10 protein-coding genes are annotated in these 12672 nt (G+C 37.4%); 3 read left to right on the forward strand and 7 right to left on the reverse strand.

The genetic code is table 11. The annotated features are described in order from the left end of the window. Positions 1 to 78: 78 nt before the first annotated feature. The 3 genes from M0D58_RS06990 to M0D58_RS07000 all read right to left on the reverse strand — a co-directional run bounded on the left by M0D58_RS06990 (position 79) and on the right by M0D58_RS07000 (position 4792). A complete protein-coding gene (locus tag M0D58_RS06990) occupies positions 79 to 2412 on the reverse strand; it encodes an ATP-dependent helicase (RefSeq protein WP_248394543.1) in 2334 nt (777 codons plus the stop codon). A gap of 136 nt (positions 2413 to 2548) precedes the next feature. Beyond that, on the reverse strand, positions 2549 to 2923 hold the full coding sequence (locus tag M0D58_RS06995) for a response regulator transcription factor (RefSeq protein WP_248394544.1): 375 nt from the start codon (positions 2921 to 2923) through the stop codon (positions 2549 to 2551). Between the two features lie 12 nt (positions 2924 to 2935). Next, positions 2936 to 4792 (reverse strand): PAS domain S-box protein, encoded by a 1857-nt coding sequence (locus M0D58_RS07000; RefSeq protein ID WP_248394545.1) that lies wholly within the window; start codon positions 4790 to 4792, stop codon positions 2936 to 2938. 380 nt (positions 4793 to 5172) lie between these two features. On the opposite strand from M0D58_RS07000, the gene M0D58_RS07005 reads away from it, so the two are divergent. The 3 genes from M0D58_RS07005 to secG all read left to right on the forward strand — a co-directional run bounded on the left by M0D58_RS07005 (position 5173) and on the right by secG (position 9064). Continuing rightward, positions 5173 to 6486, forward strand: a complete 1314-nt coding sequence (locus M0D58_RS07005) for a M16 family metallopeptidase (RefSeq protein WP_248394546.1) — start codon at positions 5173 to 5175, stop codon at positions 6484 to 6486. Positions 6487 to 6531: 45 nt separating this feature from the next. Further along, a complete protein-coding gene (locus M0D58_RS07010; RefSeq protein ID WP_248394547.1) occupies positions 6532 to 8577 on the forward strand; it encodes a M16 family metallopeptidase in 2046 nt (681 codons plus the stop codon). A gap of 130 nt (positions 8578 to 8707) precedes the next feature. Beyond that, positions 8708 to 9064, forward strand: a complete 357-nt coding sequence (gene secG, locus M0D58_RS07015; RefSeq protein ID WP_248394549.1) for a preprotein translocase subunit SecG — start codon at positions 8708 to 8710, stop codon at positions 9062 to 9064. An 83-nt stretch (positions 9065 to 9147) separates the two neighbouring features. Here the strand turns inward: secG and M0D58_RS07020 are convergent, their stop codons facing one another. Genes M0D58_RS07020 through M0D58_RS07035 form a run of 4 tightly spaced genes read right to left on the reverse strand, consistent with a single transcriptional unit; the run spans position 9148 to position 12656 of the window. Further along, positions 9148 to 10182 (reverse strand): WaaS/CpsH family glycosyltransferase, encoded by a 1035-nt coding sequence (locus M0D58_RS07020; protein ID WP_248394550.1) that lies wholly within the window; start codon positions 10180 to 10182, stop codon positions 9148 to 9150. Then, positions 10179 to 11312 (reverse strand): NAD-dependent epimerase/dehydratase family protein, encoded by a 1134-nt coding sequence (locus M0D58_RS07025; protein WP_248394551.1) that lies wholly within the window; start codon positions 11310 to 11312, stop codon positions 10179 to 10181. The genes M0D58_RS07020 and M0D58_RS07025 overlap by 4 nt, the downstream gene beginning before the upstream one ends. 4 nt (positions 11313 to 11316) lie before the next feature. Then, positions 11317 to 11868: an acyltransferase gene (locus M0D58_RS07030; protein ID WP_248394552.1), complete on the reverse strand. Its 552-nt coding sequence runs from the start codon at positions 11866 to 11868 to the stop codon at positions 11317 to 11319. Beyond that, entirely contained in the window at positions 11865 to 12656 is a 792-nt protein-coding gene (locus M0D58_RS07035; RefSeq protein ID WP_248394553.1) for a glycosyltransferase family 2 protein, read from the reverse strand. The genes M0D58_RS07030 and M0D58_RS07035 overlap by 4 nt, the downstream gene beginning before the upstream one ends. Positions 12657 to 12672 lie beyond the last annotated feature (16 nt).

The following is a 12672-nucleotide window of genomic DNA, read 5'->3' on the forward strand; positions in this document are numbered from 1 at the left end:
AATGTAAAGCATATTTATTAGTCCACAAAATTTATAGACTAATTAAATACAGAAATTTTAAACCTCTGTTTTTGTTTTTTAAATCTTAGTTAGTTTAGCATATTTCAGAATAAGATTTTTTTCTCCTTCATGCTGGAAAATAACCTTTGCTTTGATATTCTGAGGATCGGTACCATCCAGGAAAGTCACTTCACCGATTCCGAAACGGTCGTGTCTTACTTTATCGCCTACTTCTATATCCTGAGAAGATGCGCCGCTCGGATTGATGATTTTTGCAGTGCTCACCGGTTTAAGCTTTCTCGGTTCTGCAATAGGTTTAGAATCTCCGCTTCTTTCGATGGTTTTCTTTTCAACTTTTTTGAAACTTCTCATTTCAGACGGATGCTCGTCGAAAATATTGGATCTTACCCCTGAATTATTGATGAAACGTTTTTCAATAGCCGGATTTACGAATTCCAGATAGATATCATCAATTTCACTAAGGAATCTTGACGGTTCCGCATCAGTAATTTTCCCCCACTGAAATCGTGAAATGGCATATGAGAAAAAAGCCTGCTTTTCAGCTCTCGTGAGAGCAACATAGAACAAACGTCTTTCTTCTTCGAGATCTTCCCTGGTAGATGAACTCATAAAGCTCGGGAACAGGTTTTCTTCCAGACCCACCAGATGTACAACCGGGAATTCCAGCCCTTTTGAAAGGTGAATGGTCATTAAAGAAACCATATCTTCTTCATTATTTTTATCTTGGGTATCTGCGGAAAGGGCAATATTTTCAAGGAAATTCGGTAAGCTTGGATCACCGTCTTCCAGCTGCATCTGCTCTTCGATAAACCCCTGCATAGAGTTCATTAATTCCTGAACGTTTTCTACACGGGAAATTCCTTCCGGTGTCTGATCGTCTTTTAGGAATTTAATCAGTCCGCTTCTTTTGGCAACTTCCATGGCCACACTGTAAGCCGTTTCTGTTTTAAGCAATACCTGAAATGCTTTAATCATCGACCAGAAATCACTGAGCTTATTCAAAACGCCATTGTTAAAGCCTAAATGCGGTGAATACATCGTAAGATTATCTAATACTTTCGATACCGAAACATTTTGTGCATCAGCAAATACAACCAACTTGTTCTGAGTAGTTTCACCGATTCCTCTTGCAGGATAATTAATAATCCGCATCAATGCTTCAGAATCATTTTCGTTCACCAAAAGCCGAAGGTAGGCAATCAGGTCTTTTACCTCTTTCCTTTGATAGAAAGACAGACCTCCATATACTTTATACGGAATATTCTTACGCCTTAATGCATCTTCAAAAGCCCGTGTCTGGGAGTTGGTGCGGTATAAGATTGCAAAATCACTGTATTTCCTCTGTTCACGGTTTCTGGTTTCCCAGATATTTCCGGCCACAAAATTCGCTTCATCGGCATCTGAAAGAGAGCGGTAAATCTTGATTTTGTCTCCTTCTTCATTTTCACTGAAAACATTCTTCTTGAACTGCTGAAGGTTTTTAGCAATAACCACATTGGCCGCATTTACAATGTTCTGGGTAGAACGGTAATTCTGCTCCAGGGAAACTGTTACTGCTTCCGGATAGTCTTTTTTAAAGTTTAAAATATTATAGATATTGGCACCACGGAATGAGTAAATAGACTGTGCATCATCTCCCACGACGCAGATATTTTCAAATTTTGAAGCCAACGCTTTTACAATAAGGTACTGGGAATGGTTGGTATCTTGATACTCATCCACGAGAATATACCTGAATCTGTCCTGATACTTAGCCAGTACTTCCGGAAAGCGGGTAAGCAGCTCATTGGTTTTAAGCAAAAGGTCGTCAAAATCCATAGACCCGTTTTTGAAGCACTGCTCAACATATCGCTGATAGATCTGCCCAATAAACTTCATATTGGCCTTTTCGTCGGCCTCAATAAGTTCGGGATTGGCATAATAAGCCTTTACGGTAATCAGATTATTTTTATAGGTAGAAATTCTTGCCTGAACTTTTTTAGGTTTATACAAATCGGCATCAATATTCATATCTTTCAATACTTTTTTGATGACATTCAGGGCATCCTGCTGATCATAAATGGTAAAATTGGAAGGATATCCCAGATAGTGCGCTTCATTTCTCAGAATCCTTGCAAAAACCGAGTGAAAAGTTCCCATCCAGAGACTTCTTGCATTGCTCTGCCCCACCACTTTGGCAATACGTTCCTTCATTTCTTTTGCTGCCTTGTTGGTAAAGGTTAATGCTAAAATATTAAAAGGATCTACGCCGTTTGTAATGAGATGTGCGATACGCATGGTAAGCACACGCGTCTTCCCTGAACCTGCTCCCGCAAGAACCATTAACGGTCCCTGTAACGTGGTAACAGCTTCAAATTGTGATTCATTCAGTCCTTTCAGATAATCCTCCATGCTTGCAAAAAATTTGGGAACACAAAATTAGTGTATTATATGGAGAATTCAAATTCGATGATACTGTAAATAGTGTTAAATTAATTCTTTAAAACTATAAATTTTCAGAGAAGTTGTAAGAAATATGATAATTTATCTAAGGTAATTTTATGTAATGCCTGATTCTTTCCACCATATTTCCCAGATCGAAAGGTTTGGCAATAAATTCATCTGCACCTGCATCCAGCGCAGACTGTTCCAATCCGCGGCTTGCCGACATGATGAGTACGGGAATGTCCTGAAAATGTTCATGAGCTTTGATAAGCTTGCAAAAATCTCTGCCATCTTCACCGGAAAGCCACATATCCATTAAAATAACATCAGGTTTCATATGAGGATCCAGTGCACTGAACATTTCCGAACCTTTATAAAACTTGGCAACTTCAAACCCCTCAAAATCGAGCATCATTTCAATAGAATCAACAATCGCGGGACTGTCATCCACTACCATAATTTTTGCAGCATTAGACATGATAAACTTAAATTAATTTTTATACTTGGGGATTCTGAAGCAAAAATCAGACCCTTCTCCTTCTGAAGAGGAAACAAAAATTTCTCCGCCTGTCCTTCTTATAATTTCAGCTGAGATAAAAAGTCCCAGTCCGAGCCCTGAAAATGTATAATCTTTTGATCCGCTGATCCGGTAATACTGTTCAAAAACTTTTGACTGTTTATCCTTAGGAATACCGATCCCGAAATCTTTAACATTAAATTGCGCCCGATCTCCGTGTAAGCTTGTGGAAATATGTACTTCATCAGCATCCGGTGAATATTTGATGGCGTTGCTGATAAGGTTGGCTATTACCTGAGATATTCTGTGCCGGTCTGCAAAAACATCCCCGATTGCGACGGATCTGCTTACAAAAAGTTTATGTCTTGAAGTCATTTGCTGCTCTTCTACCACTTCATCCACCAGTTTATCAAAATCAAATAGAGATTCATTAAGCTGCATCTGCCCTTTCTGTATTTTGGTTACATCAAGCAATTCGTTGATAAGTCCCGTTAACAAATCAATCTGATAATCCATTCTTCTGGCAACATTTGCATTTTTAGGATCACCTGCTTTTTCAAGATTGTTCTTAATGAACTGAGTATATAATTTCAGGCTGGTAAGCGGTGTCTTAAGCTCATGGCTTGCTATTCCCAGAAAATTATCTTTCTGGGTTTCGAGTTGCTTGAATTCGTCAATATCCGTAAAAGTCCCCGTCCATTGATTGACTTCCCCGTTTTCGGCAAAATTAGGAACTGCTCTTCCGAGGAACCATCTGTAATTTCCTTTCTGCACAGGATCTTCAAGCTCATATTCCATTACGAAAGGGGTATTTGTTTTTATGCAGTCTTCCCATACCTGATCAACTTTTGCTATGGTTTCCGGCCGCATCATCCTTTTCACAAGACTGGTCTGGTTTTCGTTTTCCGTTGAGCCGGTATATCGGTACCAGCTTTTATTCATGTAGGTAATTTCTCCTTTCGTATCGCAGGTCCAGACAAACTGAGGCATAGAATCTGCAAGATCCCGGAATTTCTTTTCCCTTTCCTGAATTTCTTTTTTTGCCATTACCAGATCTGTAATGTCTACGGCCATGTTCAGGATGGCATATACTTCACCGGTAGGACTTTTCAGGGGTTTATAAGAAAAGTCATAATAAAATGTCTGAAGTTTTCCGTTTACCATAAGATCCGCACTGGCTTCTTTAGATGCATATGTTTCTCCGGTTTTGAAAATGTTTTTCAGGAGACCGATAAATGGCTGCCCCTCAAGTTCCGGAAGTGCATCTTCCAGCTTCATTCCTATTACAGAAGCACTTTTACCCCAGGTTTTAAGCATTTGTTCATTGGCAAACTCTATATATAATTCTTCAGTACGGTAGATCGCTATGGGATAATCAGATTTTTTAATGAGATGTTCAAAGCGGTATTCACTTTCCTTAAGTTTTCTTTCTGAAAAGATCTGATCGGTAACTTCCGTGGCAACAATGCTTATTCCGATGATTTTTTTATCGTCATTATAAACCGGAGCAAAAATAAAAGTAAAGAAATATTCTTCATATTTACCATATTTTTCTAAGAATACAGGCCATTTGTTTCCTTTAAAAATTTCTCCTGTACGGTAAACATTTTCTAAAATTTCCTTGAAACCCTGCTCAATTATTTCAGGAAGTATCTCAAATAAAGATCTGCCAATAACAGAAGCTTCTTTGCCCCAAATTTCCAACATCTGCGGATTGGCACTGTTGATACTGAAATTATCACCGGTTAGCAGACACATGGCTACAGGCGCCTGGCTAAAGAGCGTAATGAGCGACTCCTGTGAAACATTTTGCTCTAAAAAGCTTTTCATTATTTAGGATTGTTTGTTGTAAAAATAATTCATATTCCTAACACTATAAAATAAAACAATACCACGCAGTGGCGGTATTTTGAATAAATATACGACTTTGGAACGCATGTTTTAAAATTTCATATAAATATTTTTTATTGATAAAAGATATTTCTCAATTATTAAATTCATCAAAATATAATTCTATAAAATAATTATATTCACACAGTTACAATTAAAATCCCAAATACGAATTTTTGAATTATAATAAAGATAAATTCACAAATTTAGTTTATAAAAACCTTTAATTTAAACAGATTCTAAGGTCTGAAAAATTATCTTGGAAAAATTGTAACAATTAAAGTAAATTTGGCACTAATTGACAAAACAATTTCTATTTTATGAAAAAGCGACTTCTTTCTGTTGCAGCAGCGGCATTTTTCGGAATGGCTCTGAATGCGCAACAAATTAAATTTGAAGAGTATGACTTACCAAACGGTCTTCATGTAATCCTTCACCAGGACAATTCGGCACCGGTTGTAACTACAGGTGTAATGTACCATGTTGGTGCAAAGGATGAAGTAAAAGGAAGAACCGGTTTTGCTCACTTCTTCGAGCACCTTTTATTTGAAGGAACACCTAATATTAAAAGAGGTGACTGGTTTAAGATAGTTTCTTCAAACGGAGGACAAAACAACGCTAATACAACAAACGACAGAACGTATTATTACGAAACTTTCCCTTCCAACAACGAGCAACTGGGTCTTTGGATGGAGGCTGAAAGAATGCGTCATGCCGTAATCAACCAGGTGGGTGTTGATACTCAGAGAGAAGTTGTAAAAGAAGAGAAAAGATTAAGAATGGACAACCAGCCTTATGGAAATCTTTTCACAACCATTCAGAAGAATTTATTTACCAATCACCCGTACAACTGGCCTACGATTGGTTCTATGGAAGACCTGAACTCTGCAAAACTTGAAGAGTTCCAGGCATTTTATAAGAAATACTATATTCCGAACAACGCTACTTTAGTTGTTGCGGGAGATATCAAACCTGAACAGACAAAAAAATGGATTCAGGAATATTACGGAGGAATTCCTAAAGGAACGGTTTATCCTAAAAACTTCCCTAAAGACACTCCAATTACTCAGGAAAAAGAGGTAACGGCTACAGATCCAAACATCCAGCTTCCGGCTTATGTATTTGCTTACAGAACACCGGGTAACAAAGAGAAAGACGCTTATATTTTAGACATGCTTTCATCTTATCTGAGCAGTGGTAAATCTTCTGTTCTATATAAAAAATTAGTAGATCAGGACAAAAAAGCATTACAGGTAGCTGCTTTCAATCAGGGTCTTGAAGATTACGGAATCTTCGCTTTCTTCGCAATTCCAATGGGACAAACAACAAAGGCAACTTTACAGGCTGATATTGATGCTGAAATTAAAAAACTTCAGACGACTCTGATTTCCGAAGAAGATTATCAAAAACTTCAGAACCAATACGAAAATCAGTTTGTAAATGCTAACTCAAGCATTCAGGGAATTGCCGCTTCATTGGCAACAAATCATGTTTTGATGGGCGATACAAATCTTATCAACAAAGAAATCGACATTTACAGATCTATCACCAGACAGGATCTTCAGAATGCTGCTAAAAAGTATCTTAATTCAAACCAAAGAATAATCATTAATTACGTACCTGAAAAAAAGTAAACACTAATCCGGTTACTATTGATTATTAAAATTAAATTTTTACAAATGAAAAAGCAATTAACATATATAGCTGCAGCGTTTTTATTCGCAGGAACGATTTCAGCACAAAAAATAGATCTTAATGCAATGCCGAAACCGGGACCAACTCCCGCTATCAATATTGCAAAGCCAAAAACTTTCCAACTGAGCAATGGTCTTACGGTAATGGTTGTGGAAAACAACAAACTGCCAAGAGTAAACGCAAGTCTTACCATGGACAGACCTCCTTATTATGAAGGAAGTGTAGCCGGAGTAAGCGAAATCATGGCAGAACAGTTTGAAAACGGAACGACCACAATGAGTAAAGATGATTTCAACAAGAAAGTTGATTATCTTGGAGCCAATCTTTCCTTCTCTTCAAACGGAGCTGCAGCAAATTCACTTTCAAAATATTTTCCGCAGGTATTAAGCTTAATGGCTGATGCGATCATTAATCCTAAATTTTCCGCAAAAGAAATTGAAGATTCTAAAGAAAGAGCGATTGAAGGATTAAAATCTTCAGAAAAAAACGCATCTGCAATTGCTTCAAAAGTATCCAATGCATTAATGTACGGTAAGAATACTTCAAGAGGAGAATTTGAAACGGTTGAAACAATCGGGAAAATACAGCTTGCAGACGTACAGAATATTTACAAAAAATATTACGCTCCGGATAATGCTTATCTTGTAATTGTAGGTGATGTAAAATTCGAGAAGGTAAAACCGATGATCGAGAAAGCATTCAGCGGCTGGAAAAAAGCAAATACTCCACTTAATGCAGTAGAACCTGCATCCAACGTAGCCACTACAGAAATTGATGTTGTTGACGTACCTACCGCTGTACAGTCTGTGGTTTCCGTAAACAACATCAACAATTTAAAGATGAAGGACCCGAATTACTTCCCGGCTACCATTGCCAACTATATTCTTGGCGGTGGCGGTGAAGCAAGACTTTTCATGAACCTTCGTGAGAAAAACGGATTTACTTACGGAGCCTATTCCAACATGAGTGCAAGTAAGTATTCTCCACAATTCTCCGCAAGCGCAAGCGTAAGAAATGAGGTTACAGATAAAGCAGTGAAGGAATTCATGAATGAGCTTAACGGTATTTCCAGTGTAAAGCCTGAAGAACTTGAAAACGCAAAAGCAAAACTGAAAGGATCATTTATCATGTCTCTTGAACAGCCGGCAACTATTGCAAGATTTGCCCTGAATCAGAAAATTTATGATCTTCCGGACGATTTCTATACCAATTATCTGAAATCAATCGATAAAGTAAGTGCTGCTGATGTTTCCAGTGCGGTGAATTCTACGATTTACCCAACCAAGAGCAGAATTTTCATTGCCGGAAAAGCATCGGATATTTCTGAAGGACTGGAAAAACTGGGTTATCCTGTAAAATATTATGATAAAGATGCAAATCCTGTAGCAAAACCAACGGCACAGAAAGTTGACGCCAGCGTAACGGTAGCTTCTGTTGCAGATAAATATCTTACTGCAATTGGAGGAACAGCAAACCTTTCTAAAATTTCTTCTTATACCGTAAATGCTTCTATGTCTATCCAGGGTCAGAATATCGACATGAAAATGATGAAGGCACAGGGTGGAAAAGAGATGACACAGGTAACCGCTATGGGACAGGTTGTTCAGAAGCAGGTATTTGACGGAAAAACAGGATATTCTGAGCAAATGGGACAAAAAGTTCCTATGAAGCCTGAACAGATTGCCGAAAAGCAAAAAAATACCGAGCTTTTTGAAGAAATGGCTTTCGCAAAATCTCCTGAATATAAATTAGCCGGGATTGAAAAAGTAGGAGGAGAAGATTCTTATGCAATCAAAGGGCCTGAAACAACTTATTATTACAGTGTAAAAACAGGTTTGAAAACAGGAGAAACAAGAACCGTTAAAGCACAGGGACAGGAAGTAAGTGTTCCCACTACGTTCTCTGACTACAAAGATGTTGCAGGAGTAAAAATGCCTTACACGATCTCTGTAAATCAAATGGGAATGGATATGACCATGAAAGTGAAATCTTATGAAATAAATCAGGCAAAAGATTCTGATTTTAAATAAGGCTTCTTATTTTTATAGAAAAACGGCAACAATTGTTGCCGTTTTTTATTTTTATCAAATTTGGCGCTATCTTTCTTTGTCATTCGGTAAAAAAAGATTAAATTTGCCCATTCAAAAAGATATCAAATTAATGGATTCTATATTTATACTATTGATGGTTCTTATTATGATCGCCAGTATTCTTCTGGTAATCATTGTTATGGCTCAAAATCCAAAAGGAGGAGGTCTTTCCAGTACTTTCGGGGGAGCATCTTCTGCACAGTTTGGTGTACAGAGAACCAATGACTTTATGGAAAAAGCAACATGGACTTTAGGAGCAACGATTATCGTTCTTATCCTTTTAAGCGTTGTGATTACAGGTAAACCTTCCGCTGCCGTGCCTGCACAGGTTCCGGTATCAAAAGAAGCTCCGGCTAAGCAATCTTCTGCTCCGGCTGCCACTACAACGACAACAACACCGGCTCAGACTCCTGCGCCAACCAAATAAGCAAATAATTTTCTCATATAATAAAAGCAACTCTTATGGGTTGCTTTTTATTTTTATAATATGGATATGATCTGTTTAAAAACTTATGCTTTATTCCTGAAAGCATTCCAATAATCATCCTGCGAATCTCCGAAAAGGCATTCAATAAAGGAATCAAGGGACATTTTATATAAAACATCAGGATCTATTTTTTTGAAGTCTGTTTTGAAAAATTCAGGGTCAAGCCGAATATCCTCCCTGTCGATGACCAGAATATTATCAGAATTGTAAAAAGGGTAATTCCTGATATCCGAATTGGTCGTGATCAATTTCCTTCCCGAAGCGAGAACTTCAAACGTCCTGATCGTTAAACCATGCTGAAAAGGTTTATTAATATCAAGAACAGCTTTTGATTTCTTATAAAAATCAATAATCTGATGATGATTTAATTTTTCAAAACTTACTTTTGAAATATCAAACTCCTTTAAATGTTTATCAACAATCTTTTTCAATCGAAAAGCAAATCTGCCCATTGCATAGTAATAGAAATAAGATCTTAAATTAAGACTATCCGCAATAGTCCTCACTTTCTCCCCCACTATATACCGGTCTGTATGAGCACTACCGATAAACACTACATCATAATGTGGCGGTTGAGGGTTCAGATTCAGGTTTTCATATTCATCCAGATAAAACAATGGCCTGAAATTCAGGTTATATTTTACTGAATCGTTATATTCAAAAGTAAATTTTTTATCAAAATAAATAAGATTTGAAATGAGATCAGGATATTCCTTCAATGGGTCAAAATTATAATAGATCATTTCCATTTCAGGATTACGCTCCTTTATTTTTTCAAGAAAAAAGGAAGGAATAGCTTCTCCTTTAATCAGAAAGAAAAAATCATAGGTATTTCCCTGAATTTCATTTAAAATCCGGTTATAATATTCTTTTATTTTTAACTGATAAAACTTTTTATTAAAGCGAATAATTCCTTTTGAAAAGTTTGAATTGGAAGGCCGCTCGTCATAAAAATCCACCTCAGCTCCCAACTCAGAAAGCCTTCGTACTATGGCTTTTTCGTAATTAAAAAAACTGACTGATAAAAAGAGTATTTTTTTGCCATGTAGATGTATCATTTTAAAAGTCCTTTTACTTTCATTTCATCCAGAGATTCCTTGAATTTTACATCCTGGATATTCTGCCGCAGTACCCAATTCGCAAATTTCGACATTCCCTCTTCAAAAGAAATTTCCGGTTGGAAATTAAGCTTTGATTTTATTTTGCTGATGTCTGCAAAATTATGCCTTATATCTCCTAAACGAAACTGTCCTGATACATTGATATGAAAATCGATATTGTAAAATTTCCTGAGATTTTCCGCTACGGTAGTCACGGAAGTTGAAACCCCTGTACCAACATTGAAAATCTCACCATTAGCTGCATCATTTTCAATACATTTTATAGTAGCCTTCACAGCATCATCCACATGAATGAAATCCCGTGATTCGTTTCCGTCTTCAAAAACGTTGATATCATTACCGTTAAGGATCTGTGATGAAAATATTGATAAAATACCGGTGTAAGGATTCAGCAAAGACTGTCCTTCACCATACACATTCTGGAATCTTACTGCTACCGGTGCCACACCCATTGATGAGCAGGCTGTCATCACCATTTGCTCCTGGGTATATTTTGTGATTCCGTAAATGGAAGTAGGATGTATTTTTGATTCTTCATCGGTAGGCAAGGCACGAAGCATCTGCCCATCTGGATAAATAATCTCAAAAATACCATTGCGCATTTCTTCTATATTTCTTGGTTTGGGATAAATTAATCCCAATTCCGGATGAAGATATTTCCCTTCGCCATATACTGCTCTTGAAGAAGCAATCACTACTTTTTTTACGCGGTGAGGTTTATTGACCAGAAGATCAAGCATTATTGCCGTTCCCGAAACATTGACTTCCGTATATTTCTCTATCTGGTACATTGATTGTCCTGTTCCTGTTTCTGCAGCAAGATGAACAATTACTTCCTGCCCGTCAATTGCTTTTTCCCAGTCTTCAGGATTTACCACATCCCCTTTGATAAAATTCACTTTCCCTGAAATGCTCCTGTACAAGGGAGAATCTTCTTCCGGATTTTTTCCGTGAATCTGAGAAGAAAGATTATCCAGAACCGTAACCTCATATCCTTTTTTCTTAAGTTCCAGAGACAGCTTGCTTCCTATAAATCCGGCACCTCCCGTGATCAGAATCTTCTCCATACTTTTATATTACTTTTTCCCATTTTTGGGTTTCGAAATTATATTTTTTAACAATTTTAGCCGGCGCTCCCACAATGACACAATAATCCGGAAACGCTCCCTTCACAACGGAGTTTGCTCCCACAATACACTGTTTACCCAATCTGGTACCTGCCATGATGGCTGCTCCCATACCAATATAGCAATTTTCCCCGATTACCGTTTCACTTACAAGGTATTCCTGCTTCACTATATGTTTATTCAGTTCCTGATAATCATGGTCAATATTCGTAATAAAAACATTGGCCAGTATCAGTGAGCTTTTTCCGATAGTAAGATCACCCGCAGAAGTAATATGCACATTCTGGGAAATCACCACATCATCCTCTATATGAATATTGCCATTACGGTGCACTTCCAATCTGAGATGCGGAAAGATACGTACTTTTTTGCCTATAAAAACTTTTTGGGTACCCATCAAAAATAACGGTTTCCCCAAATATGAAGGAAAGCCGAATTTTCCGAAAAAGGGAGCATAGATAACAGCCCTCAATGCCCAGAAGATTTTATAGATCATATGCTGGTTTTAAAAATCCGTACAATATATTTCAATTTTGAGAATATAAAAAATAAAATATATTCAAAATAATGAATTCTGCCGGAGAGGTACATTTCCCTAAGGTTTTTTTGTATGCCTTTTTCCATTTCCGGTAAATTTGCAGAAAGGCCCGACACTCCGAAAGATCTTTTTCCCCCTCCCGTAAATACCAGTTCTTCCCCGAGAATATACATGGAATTGTTTTTGGAAACTCTCATCCAGTAATTGGCATCTTCAGAGTACTGCTGATTTTCATCAAAAAAACCGGTGTTTTCCAGAACTTTCCTTTTAAATATTGCTGTGGAAGTCTGCCCGTCTACTCTTAACAATAATTTTCTCAGGGTAATCCGGGCAAGATTGATTGCATTTTTTTTGTAGGGAAACCATATTTTTTCGCCGTTTCTGAGGCTGGTAACAAAATCCACATTCAGATTTTCATCTTCCAGAAATTTCATCTGCTTTTGAGTTTTTGCAGGAAGCCATTCATCATCCGAATCCAAAAGGGCGATATAGTGGCCTGTTGCGGCTTTCAAACCTTCATTCCTGGCTTTAGAAACCCCGGCGTTTTCCTGGCTGATGATCTTCATATTCAATTCAGGATGACTATCTCTGTAGTTTTCCGCCAGTTTTGCACTGCTGTCCGTGGATCCGTCATTAATGATGATCACTTCAAACTGATGCAGATCGTAATCCTGATTTTTCACGGAATCAAGAGCTCTGATTATCGTTTTTTCAGCATTAAACATAGGAATTATTACAGAGATCATATTCTAAATACTTTTA

This window comes from Chryseobacterium nepalense (assembly GCF_023195755.1).
GTDB lineage: Bacteria > Bacteroidota > Bacteroidia > Flavobacteriales > Weeksellaceae > Chryseobacterium > Chryseobacterium nepalense.

Bases quoted from the DNA above. Each gene is read 5' to 3' on its own strand.
- M0D58_RS07000 (WP_248394545.1), bottom strand. From the start codon at position 4,792: ATGAAAAGCTTTTTAGAGCAAAATGTTTCACAGGAGTCGCTCATTACG.
- M0D58_RS07005 (WP_248394546.1), top strand. From the start codon at position 5,173: ATGAAAAAGCGACTTCTTTCTGTTGCAGCAGCGGCATTTTTCGGAATG.
- M0D58_RS07020 (WP_248394550.1), bottom strand. From the start codon at position 10,182: ATGATACATCTACATGGCAAAAAAATACTCTTTTTATCAGTCAGTTTT.
- M0D58_RS07030 (WP_248394552.1), bottom strand. From the start codon at position 11,868: ATGATCTATAAAATCTTCTGGGCATTGAGGGCTGTTATCTATGCTCCC.
- M0D58_RS07025 (WP_248394551.1), bottom strand. From the start codon at position 11,312: ATGGAGAAGATTCTGATCACGGGAGGTGCCGGATTTATAGGAAGCAAG.
- M0D58_RS06995 (WP_248394544.1), bottom strand. From the start codon at position 2,923: ATGTCTAATGCTGCAAAAATTATGGTAGTGGATGACAGTCCCGCGATT.
- M0D58_RS07010 (WP_248394547.1), top strand. From the start codon at position 6,532: ATGAAAAAGCAATTAACATATATAGCTGCAGCGTTTTTATTCGCAGGA.
- M0D58_RS07035 (WP_248394553.1), bottom strand. From the start codon at position 12,656: ATGATCTCTGTAATAATTCCTATGTTTAATGCTGAAAAAACGATAATC.
- M0D58_RS06990 (WP_248394543.1), bottom strand. From the start codon at position 2,412: ATGGAGGATTATCTGAAAGGACTGAATGAATCACAATTTGAAGCTGTT.
- secG (WP_248394549.1), top strand. From the start codon at position 8,708: ATGGATTCTATATTTATACTATTGATGGTTCTTATTATGATCGCCAGT.